This is a genomic window from Pseudomonas sp. ACN5 (genome assembly GCF_002303975.1).
Classification (GTDB): Bacteria; Pseudomonadota; Gammaproteobacteria; order Pseudomonadales; family Pseudomonadaceae; genus Aquipseudomonas; species Aquipseudomonas laurylsulfatiphila.
Window position 1 is genome coordinate 288,373 of the sequence record NZ_MRCP01000003.1, and the last position, 21,709, is coordinate 310,081.

Annotated in this window: 23 protein-coding genes; 1 reads left to right on the forward strand and 22 read right to left on the reverse strand. The window is 62.6% G+C overall.

Annotated elements, in window-relative coordinates; all coding sequences use genetic code 11:
* Positions 1–87: 87 nt before the first annotated feature.
* The 20 genes from BSF40_RS07425 to BSF40_RS07520 form a co-directional block, all read right to left on the reverse strand.
* Positions 88–1,314, reverse strand: a complete 1,227-nt coding sequence (locus BSF40_RS07425; protein WP_095964627.1) for a beta-ketoacyl-ACP synthase — start codon at positions 1,312–1,314, stop codon at positions 88–90.
* Complete coding sequence (gene fabG, locus BSF40_RS07430) at positions 1,314–2,042, reverse strand: 3-oxoacyl-ACP reductase FabG (RefSeq protein ID WP_095964628.1); 729 nt, start codon at positions 2,040–2,042, stop codon at positions 1,314–1,316. Before fabG ends, BSF40_RS07425 begins: the two co-directional genes overlap by 1 nt.
* On the reverse strand, positions 2,039–2,500 hold the full coding sequence (locus BSF40_RS07435; protein ID WP_095964629.1) for a hotdog family protein: 462 nt from the start codon (positions 2,498–2,500) through the stop codon (positions 2,039–2,041). Before BSF40_RS07435 ends, fabG begins: the two co-directional genes overlap by 4 nt.
* Positions 2,497–3,693: a beta-ketoacyl-[acyl-carrier-protein] synthase family protein gene (locus BSF40_RS07440; protein WP_095964630.1), complete on the reverse strand. Its 1,197-nt coding sequence runs from the start codon at positions 3,691–3,693 to the stop codon at positions 2,497–2,499. Before BSF40_RS07440 ends, BSF40_RS07435 begins: the two co-directional genes overlap by 4 nt.
* Positions 3,690–4,307, reverse strand: a complete 618-nt coding sequence (locus BSF40_RS07445) for a hypothetical protein (RefSeq protein ID WP_095964631.1) — start codon at positions 4,305–4,307, stop codon at positions 3,690–3,692. Before BSF40_RS07445 ends, BSF40_RS07440 begins: the two co-directional genes overlap by 4 nt.
* Positions 4,307–5,032 carry a class I SAM-dependent methyltransferase gene (locus tag BSF40_RS07450; RefSeq protein WP_095964632.1) on the reverse strand — a complete coding sequence of 242 codons (726 nt, stop codon included), beginning with the start codon at positions 5,030–5,032 and terminating at the stop codon, positions 4,307–4,309. The genes BSF40_RS07445 and BSF40_RS07450 overlap by 1 nt, the downstream gene beginning before the upstream one ends.
* Entirely contained in the window at positions 5,029–6,276 is a 1,248-nt protein-coding gene (locus BSF40_RS07455; protein WP_095964633.1) for an NAD(P)/FAD-dependent oxidoreductase, read from the reverse strand. Before BSF40_RS07455 ends, BSF40_RS07450 begins: the two co-directional genes overlap by 4 nt.
* Complete coding sequence (locus BSF40_RS07460; RefSeq protein ID WP_095964634.1) at positions 6,263–7,420, reverse strand: sodium:proton antiporter; 1,158 nt, start codon at positions 7,418–7,420, stop codon at positions 6,263–6,265. The genes BSF40_RS07455 and BSF40_RS07460 overlap by 14 nt, the downstream gene beginning before the upstream one ends.
* A complete protein-coding gene (locus BSF40_RS07465; RefSeq protein ID WP_095964635.1) occupies positions 7,420–9,759 on the reverse strand; it encodes an MMPL family transporter in 2,340 nt (779 codons plus the stop codon). The genes BSF40_RS07460 and BSF40_RS07465 overlap by 1 nt, the downstream gene beginning before the upstream one ends.
* Positions 9,743–10,447, reverse strand: a complete 705-nt coding sequence (locus BSF40_RS07470) for an outer membrane lipoprotein carrier protein LolA (RefSeq protein WP_095964636.1) — start codon at positions 10,445–10,447, stop codon at positions 9,743–9,745. Before BSF40_RS07470 ends, BSF40_RS07465 begins: the two co-directional genes overlap by 17 nt.
* A complete protein-coding gene (locus tag BSF40_RS07475; RefSeq protein ID WP_095964637.1) occupies positions 10,444–10,869 on the reverse strand; it encodes a thioesterase family protein in 426 nt (141 codons plus the stop codon). Before BSF40_RS07475 ends, BSF40_RS07470 begins: the two co-directional genes overlap by 4 nt.
* Positions 10,862–12,406: a histidine ammonia-lyase gene (gene hutH, locus BSF40_RS07480; RefSeq protein WP_095964638.1), complete on the reverse strand. Its 1,545-nt coding sequence runs from the start codon at positions 12,404–12,406 to the stop codon at positions 10,862–10,864. Before hutH ends, BSF40_RS07475 begins: the two co-directional genes overlap by 8 nt.
* Entirely contained in the window at positions 12,387–13,328 is a 942-nt protein-coding gene (locus tag BSF40_RS07485; protein WP_095964639.1) for a glycosyl transferase, read from the reverse strand. The genes hutH and BSF40_RS07485 overlap by 20 nt, the downstream gene beginning before the upstream one ends.
* Positions 13,325–14,059: a glycosyltransferase family 2 protein gene (locus BSF40_RS07490; protein ID WP_095964640.1), complete on the reverse strand. Its 735-nt coding sequence runs from the start codon at positions 14,057–14,059 to the stop codon at positions 13,325–13,327. Before BSF40_RS07490 ends, BSF40_RS07485 begins: the two co-directional genes overlap by 4 nt.
* Positions 14,060–14,208: 149 nt before the next feature.
* Positions 14,209–15,888 carry an acyl-CoA synthetase family protein gene (locus tag BSF40_RS07495; protein ID WP_095964641.1) on the reverse strand — a complete coding sequence of 560 codons (1,680 nt, stop codon included), beginning with the start codon at positions 15,886–15,888 and terminating at the stop codon, positions 14,209–14,211.
* Positions 15,885–16,430, reverse strand: a complete 546-nt coding sequence (locus tag BSF40_RS07500; protein WP_095964642.1) for a hypothetical protein — start codon at positions 16,428–16,430, stop codon at positions 15,885–15,887. Before BSF40_RS07500 ends, BSF40_RS07495 begins: the two co-directional genes overlap by 4 nt.
* Positions 16,427–16,681: an acyl carrier protein gene (locus BSF40_RS07505; protein WP_007972204.1), complete on the reverse strand. Its 255-nt coding sequence runs from the start codon at positions 16,679–16,681 to the stop codon at positions 16,427–16,429. The genes BSF40_RS07500 and BSF40_RS07505 overlap by 4 nt, the downstream gene beginning before the upstream one ends.
* 9 nt (positions 16,682–16,690) lie before the next feature.
* Positions 16,691–16,966: a phosphopantetheine-binding protein gene (locus BSF40_RS07510; protein ID WP_095964643.1), complete on the reverse strand. Its 276-nt coding sequence runs from the start codon at positions 16,964–16,966 to the stop codon at positions 16,691–16,693.
* Complete coding sequence (locus tag BSF40_RS07515) at positions 16,944–17,756, reverse strand: 1-acyl-sn-glycerol-3-phosphate acyltransferase (protein WP_095964644.1); 813 nt, start codon at positions 17,754–17,756, stop codon at positions 16,944–16,946. Before BSF40_RS07515 ends, BSF40_RS07510 begins: the two co-directional genes overlap by 23 nt.
* Positions 17,732–18,457 carry a beta-ketoacyl synthase chain length factor gene (locus BSF40_RS07520; protein WP_095964645.1) on the reverse strand — a complete coding sequence of 242 codons (726 nt, stop codon included), beginning with the start codon at positions 18,455–18,457 and terminating at the stop codon, positions 17,732–17,734. The genes BSF40_RS07515 and BSF40_RS07520 overlap by 25 nt, the downstream gene beginning before the upstream one ends.
* A gap of 355 nt (positions 18,458–18,812) precedes the next feature.
* Here BSF40_RS07520 and BSF40_RS07525 point away from each other — a divergent pair, with 355 nt between their 5' ends.
* The gene (locus BSF40_RS07525; RefSeq protein WP_007972195.1) at positions 18,813–19,583 is read left to right on the forward strand and encodes a ParA family protein; all 771 of its coding nucleotides are present in this window, start codon (positions 18,813–18,815) and stop codon (positions 19,581–19,583) included.
* 129 nt (positions 19,584–19,712) lie between these two features.
* Here the strand turns inward: BSF40_RS07525 and trxC are convergent, their stop codons facing one another.
* Positions 19,713–20,147, reverse strand: coding sequence for a thioredoxin TrxC (gene trxC, locus BSF40_RS07530; RefSeq protein ID WP_095964646.1), 435 nt, complete (start codon positions 20,145–20,147; stop codon positions 19,713–19,715).
* Positions 20,148–20,219: 72 nt separating this feature from the next.
* The gene (selO, locus tag BSF40_RS07535) at positions 20,220–21,683 is read right to left on the reverse strand and encodes a protein adenylyltransferase SelO (RefSeq protein ID WP_095964647.1); all 1,464 of its coding nucleotides are present in this window, start codon (positions 21,681–21,683) and stop codon (positions 20,220–20,222) included.
* Positions 21,684–21,709 lie beyond the last annotated feature (26 nt).

Consider the following 21,709-nt stretch of genomic DNA (forward strand, 5'->3'; position numbering starts at 1 on the left):
CCCAGACAACGCGGTCATTCAGGCACCGCGCGTTATCGTTGACGTCCATCGCGAGCAAGCTCGCTCCCACAGGGAAAATATTCCAGGTTACGACCAGCGCTTGAATATCAGCGAAGTATTCACCCCGCCAAACGCAAAGTTGTTGTTCATCACGTACCGGTTACTCATCTGCCGAAACTCGCCGCGCAGGTAGTCGAGCTTGCCGCAATGCGGGTCGACTTCGTCGAGGTTGAAGGTGTGGGCGTAGAGGTCGCGGTTCATCATTTCGATGCTGAACCAGGATTCCAGTGCACCGCAGGCGCCGAGGGTGTGGCCGAGGAAGCTCTTCTGCGAGCTGATCGGCATGTGTTCGCCGAACAGGCTGCTGGTGGCCAGGGTTTCGGCGATGTCGCCCTGTTCGGTGGCGGTGCCGTGGCCGTTGACGTAGCCGATGTCCGAAGGTGTCAGCCCGGCGTCTTCCAGGGCCAGTTCCATGGCCCGGCGCATGGTGACTTGCTCCGGACGGGTGGTGTGCTGGCCGTCGGCGTTGCTGCCGAATCCGACGATCTCGGCATGGATGTGCGCGCCACGGGCCAGGGCGTGTTCCAGTTCTTCGAGCACCAGCATGCCGCCGCCTTCGCCGATCACCAGGCCGTCGCGAGCGGTGTCGTAAGGGCGCGGGCTGCGTTGTGGGGTGTCGTTTTTCAGGCTGGTGGCGTAGAGCGCGTCGAAGACCATGGCTTCAGTCGGGCACAGTTCCTCGGCGCCGCCGGCGAGCATCAGCGGCAGGCGGCCGAACTTGATCGCCTCGTAGGCATAGCCGATGCCCTGGCTGCCGCTGGTGCAGGCGCTGGAGGTGGGAATCAGGCGGCCGGTGAGACCGAAGAAGATGCTGATGTTCGCCGCTGTGGTGTGCGGCATCATGCGCACGTAGGAATTGGCGTTCAGGCCTTCGGCCACCGAGTTGAGCAGCATGTTGCCGAACGCCTTGATCTCGTCGGTGCTGCCGGTCGAGGAACCGCAGGCGACGCCCATGCGCCCGTCCTTGATCGATTCGTCGCCCAACAGGCCGGCATCGGCCAGCGCCATCTCCGCCGCGCCCACCGCCAGCCGTGAGACCCGGCCCATGCTGCGCAGTTGCTTGCGGGTCCAGTGGCTTGGCACCTTGAAGTCATCGATGGGGGCTGCCAGGCGTGTGTTGAGTTCGGTAAAACGATCCCACTCGTCCATCCGGCGGATGCCGCTGCGGTTGGCCGCGAAGTTGCCAGCGATGGTGTCCCAGTCGCTGCCCAGTGAGGTGATGCCGGCCATGCCGGTGACGACGACGCGCTTCATCAGCACAGGCCTCCGTTGACGGCCAGAACCTGCCGGGTGATGTACGAGGCTTCCGCCGACATCAGGAAATTCACCGCGCCGGCCACCTCTTCAGGGGTGCCCATGCGTTGTGCGGGGATCATTTTCATCAGTTCTTCCACCGGCACGTTTTCATCGAGCATGGCCGTGTCGATCAGGCCGGGGGCGACACAGTTAACGGTGATTTTGCGCTTGCCCAGCTCGATCGCCAATGCCTTGGCCGCGCCGATCAGCCCGGCCTTGGAAGCGCTGTAGTTGACCTGGCCACGGTTGCCGATCAGCCCGGACACCGAGGTGATGCAGACAATCCGCCCGGCGGCGCGACGCCGGATCATCGGCATCATGACCGGGTGCAGCACGTTGTAGAAACCGTCGAGATTGGTGCGCATCACCACATCCCAATCGTCCTCGCTCAGGGCCGGAAAGGCACCGTCGCGGGTCAGGCCGGCATTGAGCACCACACCGTAATAGGCGCCGTGGGTTTCCACGTCGGCTTCGAGAATTTCCTTGCAACGGGCGCGGTCGGCCACGTCGAACTGCAGGATGCGCGCACGACGGCCCAAGGCCTCGACTTCGGTCTTGACGGCTTCGGCGTCCGTCAGGCCGCTACGGCAATGCAGCACGATATCGTGCCCGGCCCGGGCCAGGCGCAAGGCGATGGCGCGGCCGATGCCACGGCTGGAACCGGTGACCAGTACGGATTCAGTCATGACTGGACTCCTTCGGGTTCATGAAGATATTGAGCGGCCTGGGGTGGGCGGTACACGTTCAGACGGGCGGTGGCATGAATGCCGGGGGCGTTGATGTGGCACTCGAACACGCCCATGCCGTTGTCGTCCTCCAGGGAGCGAATCCCGTGGAGGGTCAACTCGGTGCCCGCCGGGAAGCTTTCAACGTTGCATTCGAATTTGCGGCTGCCGAGCAGGAAACCCAACTCCACCGCATCGCCGCGCTGACGCGCATGGCAACCGGCAAAGGCGGCAACACTTTGCGCCATCAGTTCGATGCCGACCCAGGCCGGCAGGCTGCCGTCGGGGAGGTTGAACAGGCCATCGGGCTTGACGGTCAGGCGGGTGTGAATCTGCTCTTCATCGAACGCCAGGACCTGATCGATCAGGATCATGTCGCCGGCGTGGGGCAGCAGTTCGGCGAGCGGCCAGTCAATCATGGGGCGTCTCCGATAATCAGGCTGACGTTATTGCCACCGAAGGCAAAGGAATTGCTCATCAGGTAACGGGGTGCAATGGACGTCAGGCGAGTGGCCGGGGTCACCCATTGCAGCGGCGGCAATTCGGGATCGGGCTGGCCGTCCCAGACGTGTGGCGGCAGGGCATGTTCGCGATTGTCGGCGCTCAGGCTCAACCAGCAGAATGCCGCTTCCAGCGCCCCGGCTGCACCGAGGGTGTGGCCGGTCATGGGTTTGCTCGACGAACAGGGCACGCCGGCCGGGAACAGCGTTGCCACGGCCAGGCTTTCCATGGCGTCGTTGTGTTGGGTGGCGGTACCGTGCAGGTTCAGATAAGCGATCTGCTCCGGTTGCAGGTTGGCGCGGCCCAAGGCTTTGCGCATGGCTTGCAGGGCGCCTCGACCCGTCGGCTCGGGGGCGGAAATGTGATGTGCATCGGAGCTGGCGCCGCTGCCGAGCAAGGCAATCGGCTGGCTGTCGCCTGCGTGTCTGGTCATCAGGAACAGCACCGCCGCTTCGCCAATGTTGATGCCGTTGCGGTTCAGCGAAAACGGATTGCAACGCTGTTCCGAGACCGCTTCCAGTGCCGAGAAACCGTTGAGGGTCAACTTGCACAAGGTATCGACACCGCCACACAGCACCGCGTCGCAGACGCCCAGGTCCAACAGGCGCTGGGCACTCATCAGGGCCCGGGCACTGGAGGTGCAAGCCGTGGAAATGACATAGGCCGGCCCGCTCAATTGCAGCCACTCGGCGAGGAAGTTTGCCGGCGCACCCAGTTCCTGTTGCTGGTAGTCGTACTCGGGCGGGAACTGCTTTTCGCGCAGGTAGTGCGCCAGGCCCTGGCTGGCCTCGTCGATACCCGAAGTACTGGTGCCGAGCACGACACCGATGCGATCGCGGCCGTAAGTCTGGATCGCGCTGTCGATGTCCGGGCGGATTTGCAGCGTGGCTTCCAGCAACAGCTGATTGTTGCGACTGTGATGGCGCGACATGTCGGCTGGAAGGGTTGCCAGGTTGCCCTGGACCGCGCCGACCGGCAGCGTGCGTTGCGGCACCCAGCCGGCTTGTTCGCGCATGCCGCCGCAGTCGCCGGCAAACAGGTGGCGGGCAACCTCCTGCTTGTCGCGGCCCAGCGCGCAGACCAGTCCGAGGGCATTGAGGTAAGCCGTCATGGTGTTTCACCGCTCAGGGGCGTGACTTGATAGGTCGCACCGTTCGCAGTCATCAATTCAAAATTCTGCGGTTGTGCGTAGCGGACGTCCCAGCGCTCGGGCAGGGACCGTTGTCTGCCGTGCTGCCAGGCGCCGGGATAGTTGGCCGCCAGTTCATCATTTGGCGTCAGTGCAAACAGCAGCGCGGCGAACAGTTCCCGGGCTTGCGGGTTGGGTGGCAACAGGCCGTCGGCGTGCCAGGTTTTATCGTTCAATAGCTGGCGGGCCTGGGGAATGCCCAGCAGGTCCATCATCGACCAGCGAATGCCCGTCTCTTCGCGCTGGATCACCACTATCCAGTCCAGGCGGTCGTCGGGCTTCAATAGCTGGATATGCAATTGCAGCGGCAACGGCAGCTCCGGATTTTTTTCGGGCAATGGCGCCCGGCTGGTGCAGGCGCTCAGAAGCAGTGCCGCGGCGACCAACAGAAATCGCAACACACTGGCGACCCCTGTGGGAGCGGGCTTGCTCGCGAAGGCGGTAGTGCTTTCAACACTGATGTCGGCTGACCCACCGCTTTCGCGAGCAAGCCCGCTCCCACAGGTTGGGTATTTCAAGCGGTTGGCAATGAACATCACATAGTTCCTTCAAACGGTTTGCGCGCCACCACATTGACCAGGGTTTCTTCCCGTTGGCCAAAGGGTTTTGGCTTGCACACACCCAAGTATTCGAGCAGGCCGAAATCCTTGGCGCGACTCCACCACAGGTACGGATAAGACACGTTTTGCGCGGTAAATTCGAAACCCTGTTGTCGGATCATGTGCAGATACTGCGCCGCGCTTTTCTGCACGTGCATCGGGTGGCGAAACAACCAGCGAATCACCCAGGTATCAATGTAGGCCTCGGTGGACTCGGCGAACAGCAGATAACCGCCCGGCTTGAGCACGCGGTAAAACTCGGCCAGGGCCTGTTCCTGCTGCACCAGGTGATGGAACGTCTGGTGACAGAACAGCAGGTCGATACTGGCGTCCGCCAGCTTGAGGTTCGCGCAGTCGCTGCCGATCAACTCCACGTCCATGCCCTGGCGGGCTGCTTCTTCGGCGCTCTGGGTGAGGCTCTGCGGGTCGGCATCGATGCCGATCAGGCGAGCGGGCGCAAAGGCCTGGCGCAGCAGCGCGAATGACTTGCCCTGACCACAGCCGGCATCCAGCAGTACCGGGTCGGCAGGCGGCGCTTCGCTGAACAGGCCGCGCAAATCGTTCACCGCCAGCCGCAGCACATAGTGTTGCCAGATCCGGCTGCGCAGGAACCACAAACCGAAACGGGTTTCTTCGACGTAGTGGTCGCTCAAGTGGTTCATGACGCATCCCTTGCGCAGAACTCCGATATCACCTTCAACCGGCGCCGGGCTTCGCTGACGAACGGGTTGCGTGGGTCCCAGGCATACCCTGCAAGGATGGAGCTGATCATTCCGCGAATTTCCGGCGAGCTGCTCTCATGGAAAATCACATCCTGGAAGGTTCCGGCGTACCAGCCTTCGACGTAGCAACGGAAGGTGTCGACGCCGCGCTTGAGCGGCTCGGCGAACTCGGTTTGCCAGTCGACGGCTTCGCCCTGCAACTGGCGGTGCAACACCCCGGCCGCCATGCTCGCCGAACGCATGGCGATGGTCACTCCGGAGGAAAACACCGGGTCGAGGAATTCCGCGGCATTGCCCAGCAGCGCGAAGCCCGGACCGTGCAAGGTTTTGACGTTGGCCGAGTAACCGCCGATGGTTCGGGCTGCGGTATCCCAGCGCGCGTTGGTCAACACGCTGGCCAGGCTTGGCGTCTCGCCGATAAAGCCGCGCAGGCATTCGTCCAGATTGTCGCTGCGGCCGGCGAAACGTTCCTCGGCGGCGACCACGCCGACCGAGCAGCGCCCGTTGCTGAACGGAATGGTCCAGAACCACACGTCTCGTTGGGTCGGATGAGTGGTCACCAGGATCTTGCTGCGGTCGAAGGCCGGGTGGTCGATACGGTCTTCGACGTGGGTGAACACGGCCTGGCGCACCGGGAAGTTCGACGGCGCCTCGAGGTCGAGCAATCGCGGCAGCACGCGACCGTAGCCACTGGCATCGAGCAGGAAGCCAGCCTCGATGCGGTACTCGCTGCCGTCTTCGCGGCGCACGCCGAGCTGCGGTTTTTCCGGGTCGATGTCGACGCTGACGATGGTTTCGCCATAGCGGATCTCCACGCCTTGCAGCGTGGCCTGATCGGCCAGCAGCTTATCGAAATCGGCGCGCTGGACCTGAAATGTCGTTGATTTGCCGTGGCTGAACGTCTCGCCGAAATCGAACGCGCTGTAACGCTCACCCCAGGCAAAGGCGGCGCCGGTTTTCACCTGGAAGCCGGCCGCATTGACGGCGTCGAGCATGCCCGCTTCTTCGACGAAATCCAGGCAATGGGCCAACAGGCTTTCACCAATGGAAAAACGTGGAAAATGCTGACGCTCGATCACCAGCACATCGTGTCCCTTGCGCTTGAGCAACGCGGCGGCGATGGCACCCGAAGGACCGGCACCGATGACCACGACCTGGCGGCATTCCATTTCAACGGTTGGCATGAGGGCTCCTTGCCGGGACAGCGGCTTTCAGGGGGATTCGGTGCATACCGGTCAGGGCTGGCAGCAGTGTAGCGATCAGGCCCATCAGCATCAGCGCAAAGTACAGCGGCGGGCTGATGAGTTGCTGTTGCAGCAACAGGTTGAGAAAGACGATCTCGCTCAAGCCGCGGATGTTCAGCAGCACACTTTCCCGCCAGCGGCTGGCGCCCTTGAACGACGCCCCGGCCCAGCCGAGGCCGAGCCAGTTGCCCAGCAGTTTGCTCAGCATCGGCAACAGCAGCAGGGCCACCAGTTGCACCCAGCCGAGGCTGTCCATCGCGCTGTGCACGTTGATCTGCACGATGCCGAACGTGAGGATCAAGGGGATGGCGATGTACGTCTGCAAACGGCTCATCCAGATGGCCGGCAACGGCAGCACCAGCGGCGCTTTCAACGCGGCCATGATCAATACATAGCCGATGCCGAAAATCAGCGCATTGAGCTTGTAGTGCTCGGCGACGACCAGCAGGGCGAAAAAACACAGGCTGTTGAGCCACGTCTGGCGCAAACCAAGCAGCCGCAACAGCACCGGCAGGCAGGCGCCGGCCAGCGGCAGCAACAGGCTGCTCAGGTGCAGGCTGCCCTGGGCGAGGCCGAACAAAGTCCAGCAGGCGAGGTCGATGAGAATCGCGGTTTGCACCAGACGCCGGGTGGCGGCAGGCGGGTAATCGATGTGTCGCAGGTACAGGTACAGCACCGGAATCGCGGTAATGGCGAACAACAGGCCGACGGCCAGCGAGCTGATCCAGGGTTGCGCCGGCAACAGCCAGACGGCCGTGGCCAGGCCACAGGCAAACGGAATGCAAAAGCTCGGCAAGGCGATTTTCAGGCTCTGGCGCTCCAGTTGCAGGTCGATCACATCGCTGAGGATGTAGCCCAGCAACAGGGCAAAACTCAGGCTGTAGAGGTGCTTCAGCCAGCCCGGCGACACCAGCTGCGCACCGCTCAGCTGCCATTGCGGCTCGATCCAGAAATACATCAGCAGCGGCAAACCGAGGGTTGCCAGCAACAACTGGCTGACGATGGGAATCAGGCCAAAATGCCGGCCGACACGGGTCGCCAGTGCGAACAGCGCCAGGGCCATCGCCCAGAACACAACGATCATCACGCTGCACGCTCCGCGGCCGTGGACTCATGCACCTGTCGACCGGCCCAGGGTGCCAGCAGGAAGCTGAAGACCAGGCCGAGGCTCACCGACAATCCGAAGTTGCTCACCGCCGGGGTGCTCGACACCGCCAGCAGCCCGAACGACAACCAGGTGGTCAACGCCGCCAGCAGGGTGCCCAACAGGCTCACGGCCGCGCCGCCGACCTGTTCGCGCATCAGGATCGCGTAATCGACGCTGATCGCCGTCACCAGCAGCAGGCCGAACAGGCTGAACAGGGTCAACGGCTGCCCCAGCCAGCCGAGGCTGGCCAGGCTGCACAACGCCGCCAGCAGCGGCAGGGAGACGATGCGTAATGCACCGCCGAAGCCGAATGGCAGGATCAGCACCAGCACGATCAGCACGCAGGAGGCGAGTTTCAGTTCGGCGGCACTGATTTGGGTGGCGGCGAAGACGGTGTTCAGTTCACCCAGTCGATCCACCAGTGTCACGCCGGGTAAGTCCTCGCCCTGGAGCCGCAGCAGGGCCGGGTTGTTGATGCCTTGCAGGCTGACTATCGCCGCCACGCCGTCTTCGGTAGGCCCCAGCCACAGGGGGCGGTAGGGCTCTGCCAGCGGGCCGCTGAGCGCTGCGTCGATGTCCACGGCCGGCAGTGCCTGTAGCTTCGTCAGCTCGGCTTGCAACGCCTCGCCCGGTACGCCGATGTCGAGCAACGGTTGCCAGAACGCCGGCAGTTTGTTCAACGCTTCGCGCACCTGCTGCTGTTGGTTCGGCGGGCTGACCAGTTGATTGAGCGACAGATAACCCTGGAGCTTTTCCAGGCCAATCAATTGATCCAGTCGTTCGCTCAGGGCGGTCTGGCGTTCAAGCAGTTGCTGCTGGTTGGCGGCGCGTATCAGGAAGAACTGGCTGGTGGGTTGATAGCCGGTGATCCGTGCAATGGTCCGGGCTTCGTCGGTCAATTGTTGCGGTGCGCTGATCCACTGGCGGATGTCGTTTTTGCTGCTCAGCTGCAACAGCCCGCCCACGCAAAAGGCGATCAGCAGCGCCAGCAGGACTGGCGTTTTCACCTGATTGAGCAGCGCTTCACGACAGCTCAGCAAAAGCGTGCAAACACGCAATGGCCACTGCGCCGGACGCAGCTCCACGCCCTTGAGCAAGGCCGGCAGCAGGCACACGGCGGACAAATAAGCGCCGAGCAAACCGGCGGCAGAGAACACGGCAATCTGGGTCAGCGCCGGGAAGGGTGTCCAGGCCAGGGCCAGGTAGCCGATACCGCTGGTGATCAGGCTCAGGGTCAACCCTGGCAGGGTCAGGCGCAGGGCAGGCCAGCTGTGCCAGGGTTTCAGGCTCCAGCTTTTGGACAGGTAGTGCAGCGGGTAGTCGACCGCCACACCGATCAGGCTCGAACCCAGTACCAGCGTCATCACATGCATATGGCCGAACAACGCCACGCAGGCCACCGCACCGAAGAGCATGCCCACCAGCACCGGCACGAACGCCAGCAACACGCGCCAGCGCCGGAAGGCCAACAGCAGCAGCAACAGAATCCCGACGGTGGCACCGCCGCCGACCCAGGTCATCTCCCGGGCGGCCTGTTGTTGCCCGCTGGCTGCGTACAACAGGCCGCTGGCGGCGAGCAGTTGCACGTCGTGCTGCGCAGCTTGTTCGCGGCTGTGCTCGAGCAGGTCGGCCACTTGCAGCGGCAGGTTCATGTCGAAGGCGTTGCCGGTGGTGCGTGCGCGCAGCAGGACCCAGCTCTTGCCATCGACATCGGCGACCAAGGTGCCGCTGCCGATGTCCAGTTGCACCGAACCGCGTTGCGGCTGGCTGTTCTGGATGCGCCCGGTCAGGCCCAACCAGTCATCCTGGCTCGGCACCAGGCTGTAACCGTTGAACGGGTCGAACAAGGCTTGCACCCGTTGCTGGATAAAGGTGTCGGGGTGTTCGATCAGCAGTTGTCGGTCCACTGCCGAGAGCATCGCCAGGCGACCTTGCAGCAATTGCGTGCGCAGCGCCGGCAAGTCGGCTTGCAGGGTCCACTGGACCTTTTCGAACAGTCCGCTGGCCTGCCATTGCTCGCCGAGGGTTTGCGCCATGGCGACGGCTTGCTGGCGATCGGTGTGGCCCACCAGCACCAGCATTTCGCGGTTCAGCGGTTCTTGCATGCGTTGTTCGGCGCGCAGCTCCAGGGCATCGGGCGCCGTGCCGGGCACCAGTTCCATCAGGTTCGCCGACAGTGGCGCGCCGTCACGCCATTGCCAACCGGCGAGCGCCAGTACGGCCAGCAGCAGGATCAGAAACAGCCGCGGCAGTAACCGTTCACTCGGCAAAGTCATGTTGCTCCGCGTCGCTCAACGGTTGGGCGCTGGTGCTGTCCTGCATGCGCAACAACGTACTGTCGCCCTGGGTTTCGAGCAGTTCGATGCTCTGCACCAATGCTGCGCCGGTAATGTTGATCTGGTTGAACACCTGCTTGAGCAGCATCGAACGCGGCACCAGCGTGAGCTTCCAGTTCTGTGCATCGCCGCTCAGGGACAATTCGAAATCCCTTTGCAGCCCGCTGCTGTCGCCTTGCAGCACGGCGAGGAACAAACGGTTCTGCTCGGCACCGGCGCTTTTGCCCGGCAGCATTTGCCAGACACTGCCGTCTCGCCGGGCAATGCCTTTGGCGGTGATGCGATAGTCCTGTTGCAACGGCGTTTTGAGCAGCCACAACAAGCCGTGGTTTTTTGCCAGCACGAACGAGCCCTTGCTGGTCAGCGGTTGGGGCAGGGCGCGCAGGTGTTTCTCCTGGATGAAGTTGCCGTGGATCACCTCGGGTTTGGCCAGTTGCTCGCTGAGTTGTTGCAGGTCGAAGGCATGGGCCAGTCCAGGAATACCCAGTAGCACGCAGAACACTGTAGGAGCGAGCTTGCTCGCGAAAAACCTGAGGGCGCCGCGGACTGTCAGGTGCCCGGTGTCATCGTTAACGACCATCGCGGGCAAGCCCGCTCCCACAGGGGAACATGGGTGGCGGAACATCATGGCAGGGCCCTCTCTACCGCGTCGGTGAAGACCTTCGGGGAGGCCAGTTGCATCTCGCGGCTGGCGAGGTCGACGGCGACCTGTACCGTCATGGCCCGGGTCAGGCGTTCACCGGTTTGCAGATCACTGATCAGGTAGTTGATCTTCAAACGGTTCTCCCACTCCACCAGGTTGGCGCGCACGTTGAGTTTCTGGCCGAACACCGCGCCGCGCACGTAGCGCAATTGCAGGTCGATCACCGGCCAGGCGTAGCCGGATTCGTTCATCGCCGTGTAGTTGTGGCCGATCTGGTCCAGCAGCGCGCAGCGGGCGACTTCCAGGTATTTGACGTAATGGCCGTGCCAGACCACGTGCATGCTGTCGACGTCAAAGAAGGGCACGACGATTTCCGTGTCGGTGTGCAGATGTCCCTTGCTACGCATGCAGCCTCCAGTGTTGTTCGGCGATGCGCTGCAGGCACAGGCGCAACTCGCCTTCCAGTGCGCGGTCTTCGATGACCGGTGGGAAGTCCCCGGCCAAGGCTTCGTGCATGGCGGCCAGTGCGGGTGGCAGTGGGCGCGCATCTTCGGCCTGGCCGCGCAGCCAGACGCCCTGATTGGCCGCCAGCAGCGTGGCGGCTGCCACTTGTTCGGTGAGTTCCAATACGCGAATCGCATCCCGGGCGGCGATGGTGCCCATGCTGACTTTGTCCTGGTTGTGGCATTCGGTGGAGCGCGAGAAGACGCTGGCCGGCATGGTGTTTTTCAGCGCTTCGGCGGTCCAGGCGCTGGTGCCGATCTGCACGGCCTTGAAGCCGTGGTTGAGCATGGCGCGGTCAGCCGTAGCGCCGGACAGGTTGCTCGGCAAACCATGGTTGTAGCGCTCGTCCACGAGCAGCGCGAGTTGCCGGTCCAGCAGGTCGGCGACGTTGGCCACGAGGTTTTTCAGGCTGTCCATGGCGAACGCGATGTGCCCGCCGTAGAAGTGCCCGCCGTGCAGCACGCGCTCGGCTTCGGCATCGATGATCGGGTTGTCGTTGGCGCTGTTGAGCTCAATCTCGATGAACGAACGCAGCCAGTTCAGGCTGTCGGCCAGTACGCCCAGCACATGGGGCGCGCAGCGCAGGGAATAGCGGTCTTGCAGGCGATGCAAGGGGGCAGTCGGCGCGTCGATGGCCAGGTCCTTGCGCAGCCACGCGGCGACCTGCATCTGCCCCGGATGTGGCTTGGCGGCGAACAGGCGCTCGTCGAAGTGCTCCGGATTGCCCTGCAGGGCGACCACGTTCAGCGCGGTGATGCGCGTGGCCAGTTGCAGCAGGTAATCGGCGCGGGCGAAGGCCAGGCAGGCGAGGCCGGTCATTACGGCAGTGCCGTTCATCAGTGCCAGGGCTTCTTTCGGCCGCAGCACCAGTGGCTGCCAGCCGAGTTCGCGGTGCACATCGGCAGCCTGCCGGCGTTCGCCACGGAACATCACTTCGCGTTCGCCGGACAGCGTGGCGGCAACGTACGAAAGCGGCGTCAGGTCACCGCTGGCGCCGACCGAACCTTCCTCCGGAATCAGCGGCAGGATGTCGTGTTCAAGGAACGCTTGCAGGCGTTCCAGCAGCTCTACGCGCACCCCGGAAACACCGTGGCACAGCGACTGCAGACGCGCCGCCAATACCGCGCGGGTGGCCTGGGCGTCGAGCAGTTTGCCCAGCCCGCAGCCGTGGAAGGTGTACAGATGCTGCGGCAGCGCTTCGACGTGATGCAGCGGCACCGCGACCACGCAGGAATCGCCATAACCGGTGGTCACGCCGTAGATCACGCCTTCCTTGTCCAGCAGCGAGTCCAGAAAACGCGCGCCCTTGGCGATGCGTTCGCGATAGGCGGGATCGCTTTGCAACTGCGTGGGCACCTTGCGGTTGGCCAGTGCCAGCACATCTTCAATGCGCAGAGGGCGTTCGCCGAAGGTTACCGGCTCAAGCGTTGGCGTCGTCATCGGTCTTCCAGAAAGGGTAAAAGTTGAACCATTGTTGGGGCGCTTCGAGGCAATAGTGACTCAGGCGCTCGGCGTAGCGGGACGCCCACTGATGAATGACCTGTTCGCGGTCGCTGCGTATCCAGGTGATTGCCTCAGCGAAGGGTTCAATGGTCAGTCGGTAGTCGCCGTCGGGCTTTTTCAGGCACAGCAGCAGATTGATCGGGCATTTCAGCAGGCCGGCCAACAGCCACGGGCCTTGAGGGAATCTGGCCGGATGGCCGAGAAAATCCACGGTCACGCTGCGCCCGCCATGCAGCGGCACGCGGTCGCCGGCAATCGCCAGCCACTCACCACGCTCCAGGCGTTCGCTCAGTTGCAGCATGATCCCCGGGTCGAGCTCGCTGACCTGAATCAGGCGCAAGTTGGTCGCCCCGGCTTCGCCCAGCAAACGGTTGAACTGTTCGGCGTGTTTGGTGTGCACCAGCACGTTCATCGTGACCTTTTCACCGATTTCCGCCAGTGCGCGGCAGACTTCCAGATTGCCCAGGTGTGCGCCCACCAGCATCTGGCCGCGGTTAGCGCGCAATTGGTCGCGCAGCAGCGCCGGGTCGATGATTTCGATTTGTTCGATGCTCAGCCTGCCGTTCCAGACATCGAGTTTGTCGAGCATGGAGTCGGCGAACGCCATGAACTGGCCGAACACCCGCCAATGGCTCGGGCGCAGTTCGTTGCGACCGCTCCAGTCGGCCAGGCGTTGCTGGTATTGCCAGGCACTGTGTCGGGCACTGCGCCCGAACAGGAAGAAGTACAGGACGATGCCGTACAACACCGGGCTCAGTACTCGACGGCCCAGCACTTTGGCGCCGAATGCGGTGAGCTTCATCAGCCAGAAACTGCCGCGCTCCTCGCGGTCGGCCCAGTGTTGTTTGTCGGCACTCATGTCCGCCACCGTCGCCAGAGGATCATGGGTGAGCGCAGCAACATGCCGAAGAACAGCCGCGTGTGCATGCTGGAAATCAGCACGTTGTCGTGGAACATCCGAAAATGCGAAACGCCGTCCAGCGGGTAACGGACTTTGGTTTGCAGCCATTGCATCGGCTGATTGCGCCAGGCCAGGCGCACCAGGATGTCCGAGTCGAAGTCCATGCGCTTACCGATTTTCGCTGACTCGATCAACGCCAGAACCGGTGGCAACGGGTAGACCCGGAAACCGCACATGGAGTCGCGAATCTGCAACGACAGGGTGTTGATCCAGACCATGACGTGGGTGAGGTAGCGCGCATACAAACGGCCTTTCGGCACGCTGGCGTCATATTGCGGATAACCGCAGATCACCGCCCGTGGGTGGCGGCGTGATTGTTCGATGAAGCGTTTGACGTCCTGCAGGTCGTGCTGGCCATCGGCATCCACCTGCAAGGCATGGCTGAAACCCAGGCGTGAAGCTTCGCGCAAGCCGGTCATGACCGCGCCGCCCTTGCCCTGGTTTTCGGCGAGGCGGATCAGGTAAACCATTTCACGTTGGGCCAGTCGGTCCAGTACCCGGGCGCAGCGCGGGCTGCTGGCATCGTCCACCAGAATGCACGGCAGATGGCTGGCGATCAGCGCATCGACCACTGTGGTGATGGCGCCTTCGTGGTTGTACACCGGGACAATGGCGCAGGGGCTATGCATGTTGGTGTACACCTGAAAGACCGAGGTGTCTGTTTCGCGAGCAAGCCCGCTCCCACATTGGAGCGCATCCGAACTCGAAATTTGTACTCGACACAAATCCAGTGTGGGAGCGGGCTTGCTCGCGAATGAGTGCGCAGCACTCTCCAAACTTACACATGCGCCACCTCCAGCAAGATCCGCCCGCTGGAGCAGGTGGCAGTTTCGTTGCGGTAGGCGAAATAGAGTTTGCCGCGGGCCGGGTCGAAGCGCAGGTGCAGCTGGATTTCATCGCCCGGGCGCACCAGTTGCTGGAACTTCAAGACTTCCATGCCGGCGAATTTTTCCGGCAGGTTCATCAGTTGCCGGCCCAGGCTCAGCGCCCAGTCCACCTGCACCACGCCAGGCAATACCGGCGCCTTGGGGAAATGACCGCTGAAATAGGCCAGGTCCGGTGGCACGGCCAGTTGCAGGCTCCACTCGCCCTCGCTTTCGACTTGCTCCAGCACCTGCGGGGCTTTGGGGCGCGGTGCCAACAGCAGGGCGTCGACGTCGGCCTGGGGCAGTTTGCCCTGAGCGTTCAGCGGCAGTTGTCGCAGCAGGCGCCAGCGTCTCGGCAGGGCCAGGGTTTCACAGTGTTGGCTCAGGTGTTGGCGCAAGTGCTCGGTAAGGCTGCGTCGGCCCAAGTTACGCAGAGCATGCAAACCGGCTTCGCTCGGGACCAACAAGGCCCCCAGGGAAGCGCGGTTTTCCTGAACCACGCCGAGCCGCGCCTCGCTGACCCAGTCATGGGCCATGAGAGCCTGTTCCAGCATCGGCAGCGAGATGCGTTTTTCTTCCAGTTTGACGATCCGGTCCAGGCGCCCGAGCAATTCGAAGCGACCATCGACGGCGATGCGTGCGGAATCGGCAGTCTGTTCGACATGACCGTCAGGCAAGTAGGGCGAAGCGATCAGCAGCGCACCCTCACTGTCTTGAGTCAGCGTGACATCGGCAAAGGGCTGCCAGAGTTCAGCGCCCTGACGCCAGGCGATGCCGCCGGTTTCCGAGCTGCCGAAAATTTCCGTTGGCCATTGCCCGAGACGTTCATGCAGGCTCTGTGCGGCCTCGACCGGCAATGCGCCGCCGGAGGAAAACACCCGGCGAACGCAGCTCAAGGCTGGCCAGTCGAGGTTGTCGCCCATGCGCTTGAGCAGCGCCGGGCTGGCCACCCAGGCGAAGGCCGGGTGCTCGCGGCTTGCACGTTGCAGGTCTTCCGGGAACGCCAATTGCTTGCGTACGAACGGACGTCCGGCGCACAACGGCCACAGTACCCGAAACAACAAACCGTAGATGTGCTGGGTGGCGACGCTGCCAATGATGCACGCCGGGCCCAGGCCAGGACCCCACAGCTGTTCCAGGGCTTCGACTTCATTGGCCAGTTGGCGCAGGTTTTTTTCGATGCGCTTGGGCTCGCCACTGGAACCGGACGTGCACAGGTTGAGTCGGCAGTTATCCAGGTCCAGCGCGGCGGCGCTGAGCGGTGGCTGTTGGAGGTCGCCAAGGTGCGTGTCGCCGGGCTGATCGGTCAGCCATAGATCGACGTCATTCGACCAGCGTTGGCGGGTCTGCGGCTGCAGGTCGGACGGCAGCAGCACACTGACCCCGGCACGCCAGGCGCCGAGCAGGGCAATCGCCAGGTCGGCGGCATCCTCAAGGTGCACGGCCATCTGCCGGACACCCCGGGCTTGCAGGCCGGCGGCCAGGCTCAGCGCCAGTTCGCACAGTCGGGCGTGATCCAGTGCCGGACCGGTCGTGATGGCGCGGTCCGGCTGAGCCTTGAGCAGCAAGTGCTCAAGTTTTATCCAATTCATGGGTGGCCTCGTACCCTTAGTCGTATCAGCCATTCAATGGCAAACATCAGGCCTATCAATCCGTAGGAGATCAGGCCGGTGTACAGCGTCCACCAGCTCAGCGGCGCCCAGAGGGTCAGGGCGGCGGCACACACACCGTTGCATAGAAAAAAGACGCTCCAGGCGACGGTCACCTGACGGGTATAGCGAATGCCCTCGGCCGGCAATTGCGGTTCGCGCACCCGGGCCAGGCGTTCGACGATCGGTGGGCCGAATGTCAGGCTCGAGCCGAACAGCACCAACATGAAGGCGCTGATCAACACCGGATACCAGCGCAACAGCGCCGGGCTGTCGAACAGTGCCAGCAACAGGCAGAACACAATGGCCACCGTCGCCATCCACAGGCTGCCGGGCCGACGTTTGCCGGTCAGCGCCCGGGCCAGCCACAGTCCGCCCAGCAGCAGGCCGAACTGCCAGGGGGCGAAGTGCTCCATGCCGAAATACACCGCAAAGGGATACAAAAGGCCTGCCAGCAGCAGGCCGAGGCCGATCAGTCGACTCATGCGGCCGGTTGAACCAGACGGTAGACCGCCTCGACCACGTCACTGACGGTACGCACCGATTTGAATTCTTCGGCGGCGATTTTCTTGCCCGTCTGGCGTTTGATGTGATCGATCAGGTCGACCGCGTCGATGCTGTCGATTTCCAGGTCCTGATACAGGTTGGATTCCAGGCTCACACGCCCGGGGTCCAGTTCGAATAGCTCGACCAGGGCATCGCGCAGGGTGTTGAAGATGTCGTCACGAGTTTGCATGGTCCGGTCTCAAGCTGCCTGTTTTGCAGTGACGAACGCCGCAAGGCTCGCCACGTTACTGAAGTGGTTACGGGTGTCTTTGGCATCGGCATCGATTTTGATGCCGTACTTTTTCTGGATGGCCAGGCCCAGTTCCAGGGCGTCCACCGAGTCCAGGCCCAGGCCTTCGCCGAACAGCGTCTGCTCGTTGCCGATGTCTTCGGCGCTGATGTCCTCGAGGCCCAGGGCGTCGATGATCAGCTCTTTGATTTCCAGCACCAGGCTATGGGTGTTCCGATCGCTCATCTTCGGCGAGCTCCTTGATAAAGTAAGAATGTAGATAATCGTTGAGCTTGCGCGAGGCTTGCGGAGCCGGCCCCAGCGAGGCGAAGGCCTGTGGGTCTATATCGGCCCCGACCCGGAAACTGAAGTGCACGCGGCGCTTGGGGATGCGGTACCAGGGCTCGGCCTTGGTCAATGTGGTCGGGTTGACCTTGATAATGACCGGGGTGAGGATTTTCGCACCCCGCAGGGCGATTGCCGCGCCGCCCCGATGAAAGGCCGGTGGCTGGCCGGGTTGGGTGCGCGTACCTTCGGGGAAAATGATCAGGGTCTGGCCGTCTTTCAGCGCGTCGGCCGCCGCGTCGAGCATGTCCATGCTGCCGTCGTTGCTGATGTATTCGGTGCAGCGCAGCGGTCCGCGGGTGAACGGGTTTTCCCAGAGACTTTGCTTGACCACGCAGTTGGCGTGACGCACCAGGCCGATCAGAAACACCACGTCGATCAGCGAGGGGTGATTGGCAAGGATCATTTGCCCGGGACGACCGAGCTTTTCCGCGCCTTCAATGTCGTAGGTCAGCACCCCGGTACGGGCCATGAAGCGCACAAAAATCCAGAAACAGCGGCTGACCGTTTGCCGGGCCCGCAGCCGATGGGTCCGGGCGTCGCCGGGCAGGCAGTTCAGCACAGGGAAAATCACCAGGCGCAGGCACAGGCCGCCCAACCCGAACAGGGCAAAGCTCGCGGCGGTGGCCAGCAAGCGCCAGTAATAGGCGTCGCGGTTTTTCTCGGTCACGGGTTGCGTTGCCAGGTCCATACACGATTTTTCCAGGCATGTTGGCAGGTGGTTTGCTGGCCGAGCAGCATACGCAACAGATTCAGCGCGTGAGGCCAGCGGGATTTGGACAACGCATCCGAGGGGCTGTTCAGGGACAACTGCCAGTCGGTACCGGGTGTGATCAGCAGGCTGACGGCATAAGGGAACGGCACGTCGTCGATCCAGGTCGAGTAAGCCTCGGGCGGGCGCTCTTCGGTGACCACCAGCAGTACCGCGCCAGCGCCTTCGGCCAGCAGCGCGGCAGCTTCGAGCATGCCGTGCTCCAGGCCGTCGCCTGCGGCGGCCAGGGCCGTCATTTCGCTGGTTTCACCGCGCATGATCGACCACAAACCAATAATCGCGTTATGTACAGACAAGCTGAACCGGGTCGGCGACAGCGGCTGGTCGGCGGCCAGATCACTCAGAATGTCGACAGTGCGCGGCGTTTCGCCGTGACGGGAAACAAAGACCAATGGCAGATCCTGCCGGCCTTCGGCCAATGGCCAGCCGACACTGAATGCCATCCGTGCCAGGCGGCTGAGCCTGCGGCGCTGCATGGCCGGCAGAAAGGAAACGTCGGGAGCGGCATCGCTGTCCGGCAGCACGACGGGTTGCCGGCTCCAGGCCTGCCAATCGTTCACGCTTTCAAGCCCCGGGGCCCAGGCGCGCCATTGGGCGATGTTGAAGTTGATCACAGACATTCATCCCGCCCTCACAGGCTTACTTGACGCGGGGAGTGGCCGAGAGCCGAGACTCACCCTGCGCGGCGTTTGCCGCCGAGTGGCGCGCATTATCCCGGTGCCGGGAACCTGTAGCAAATGCTGGTTACATTTTGCTCAACAAGATGCAGCGACTGGCTCGCAAAAACTGAGCGATTGGTAATTATTCACACAATCACTGCTCCGTCTGTCGGTTCCTGCATCAAACCATCGGGCCGTTCACGGCTTTTCATGCAAGAGAAGGCAACTGACTGTGCAGTCCCTGTGCCGACAAGGTAGCGAAGCAACGCCGTGCACCACTACACTCGGTCATTCTTTGATACACGGGGGTTTTGACATGCGGCGCGTGGTGTTCAATCAGAAGGGTGGTGTTGGCAAGTCCAGCATTGCCTGCAATCTGGCGGCGGTCAGTGCCAGCGAGGGTTTTCGCACCTTATTGGTGGATCTCGATGCCCAGGCCAACTCCACCCAGTACCTGACGGGGCTCACGGGTAGCGACATCCCGATGGGCATCGCCGATTTCTTCAAGCAGACGCTGTCTTCCGGGCCGTTCTCCAAAAAGAATCAGGTCGACATCTACGAAACTCCCTTCGATAACCTCCACGTCATTACCGCCACCGCCGAACTGGCGGACTTGCAGCCAAAACTTGAAGCCAAGCACAAGATCAACAAGCTGCGTAAGTTGCTTGAGGAGCTGAGCGAAGATTACGACCGGATTTACCTCGATACCCCGCCAGCGCTGAATTTCTATGCGGTTTCTGCATTGATTGCCGCCGATCGTGTATTGATTCCCTTCGATTGCGACAGTTTTTCACGCCAGGCACTCTACGGGCTGATGGCGGAAATCGAAGAGTTGAAGGACGACCATAACGAAGGCCTGGAAGTCGAAGGCATCGTCGTCAACCAGTTCCAGGCCCGCGCCAGCCTGCCCCAGCAAATCCTCGACGAACTGATCGCCGAAGGCCTGCCGGTGCTGCCGGTGTACCTCGCCAGCTCGGTACGCATGCGCGAATCCCACCAGGCCAACACGCCGCTGATCCATCTTGACCCACGGCACAAGCTGACCCAGCAGTTTGTCGAATTGCACAGCCTGCTGGAAAACGCCTGACCAAGGCTGATAACACAAAACCCCTGTGGGAGCGGGCTTGCTCGCGAAAGCGTCGTGTCAGTCAACATAGAAGTTGAAGGTAACGGCCTCTTCGCGAGCAAGCCCGCTCCCACAGGGTTGCGTGGTGTTTCAGATGCCCTGGCTACGCAGCCAGGCGATCAACTGCGGTAACGGGAAAGCCCCGCTCTGCCGGGCGACTTCCCGGCCGTTCTTGAACAGGATCAGGCTCGGGATCGAGCGAATCCCCAACTGCGCCGACAACTGCTGGTTCGCCTCGCTGTCCAGCTTGGCCAACCGGCACTTGCCCGCCAGTTGCCCGGCCGCCTGCTCGAACACCGGTGCAAACGACTTGCACGGCCCGCACCAGTCCGCCCACACGTCCACCAGCAGCGGCAGATCGCCTTTGATCTGGCTGGCGTAATCGCCTTGTTTCAATTCAAACGGCTTGTTCAGCAGGACTTCGGCCTTGCAGCGTCCACATTTCGGGTGGTCGTTGAGACGCTCGGCGGGGATGCGGTTGAGGCCGTTGCAGTGGGGGCAGGGGATGAGGAGTGGGTCGGTCATGACAAGTCGTCCAGTCGAAAGCGAATGATCCTTATCTGGAGACAGGTCTCCAGATTTTCAATTGTGTGCGCCTCACGACGAACAACTGATCTCCAGATGCTTGCCCCATTCCGGTGGCCTCTCGGCGTAGCTTTCCATCCCCGGTTGTTCCTCGAACGGATTGCTCAGCACTGCGTGCAGTCGTCGAACTTCTGAATAGTCGCCGCTTTCTGCCGCATCAATGGCCTTTTGCGCCAGGTAGTTGCGCAGGATGTACAGCGGGTTGACCGCGTGCATCCGCTGGCGGCGCAGCTCCTGATCAAGTGCGCCTTCACGGGCGACCCGGGCGACATAGAGTTCGCCCCAGGCATCAAAGCCCTTGAGGTCGACGAAGTCGTCGCGCAAGCGGGTGATGGCCTGTTCCGGTGCTTCATCACCCAAACGGCGGAAAAACAGGCTGTAGTCGACGCCGCTGTTTTGCATCAGTTGCAGCAGGTTCTCCAGCAGTTTCTGGTCGTCATCCTCCGCCCTGGTCAGGCCGAGACGGCGGCGCATCAGGTCCAGGTAATGGGCCTGGAACAGCGGCAGGTAGAGGCCCAGGGTTTCGCGCAGGGCTTCGACGCTGATGAATGGCGTCAGGGCCTGAGCCAAGGCGCTGAGGTTCCACTGGCCCACCGGCACCTGGTTGCTGAAGGAGTAACGGCCCTGGTCGTCGGAGTGGTTGCAGATGAAGTTGGCGTCGAAGTCGTCGAGGAAGGCGAAAGGGCCGAAATCAAAGGTGATGCCCAGGATCGACATGTTGTCGGTGTTCATCACCCCGTGGCAGAAGCCATAGGCCTGCCATTTGGCGATCAGTTCGGCATTGCGCTCCACTATTTCGCGGAACATCGCCAGGTAGGGTTCCGGTTGTTCCAGGCACTCTGGGAAGTGCATGGCCAGCACGTGATCACCCAGCACTTTCTGCTGCTCGGGGCGTTTGGTGTAGTAGAAGTATTCGAAGTGGCCGAAGCGCACATGGCTTGGCGCCAGGCGCAGGACCATGGCCGCGCGCTCCTGCTTTTCGCGCCACACCGGGGTGTCGGAACCGATCACGCACAGGGCACGTGTGGTTGGGATGTTCAGGGCATTCAGGGCTTCGGAAGCGAGGAATTCGCGGATCGATGAACGCAGTACCGCCCGGCCATCGCCCATGCGTGAAAACGGCGTCTGGCCGGCGCCCTTGAGGTGCAGGTCCCAATGTTCGCCGGCCTCGTTGTACACCTCGCCGAGCAACAGGCCGCGACCGTCGCCCAGTTGCGGGTTGTAGGAACCGAACTGATGCCCGGAATAGACCATCGCCCTCGGAATCGCATCGGCCCAGAGCTTGTGGCCGCTGAACAGTTCGGCGAACTCCGGGGTTTCGGCCTCGGCCGGGTCGAGGTCCAGCAGGGCCATGGCGGCGGGGCTGGCCACGACCAGGCGCGGATTGTCGATGGGCTCTGGCAGCACATGGGCGGAAAACGCGTCGCCCAGGCGGTCGAAGCGATTATCGAAGGTGAGTTCGTCGAGGGCTTTCAAGGGCCGGCTCCAGCAGAATGTCCGAG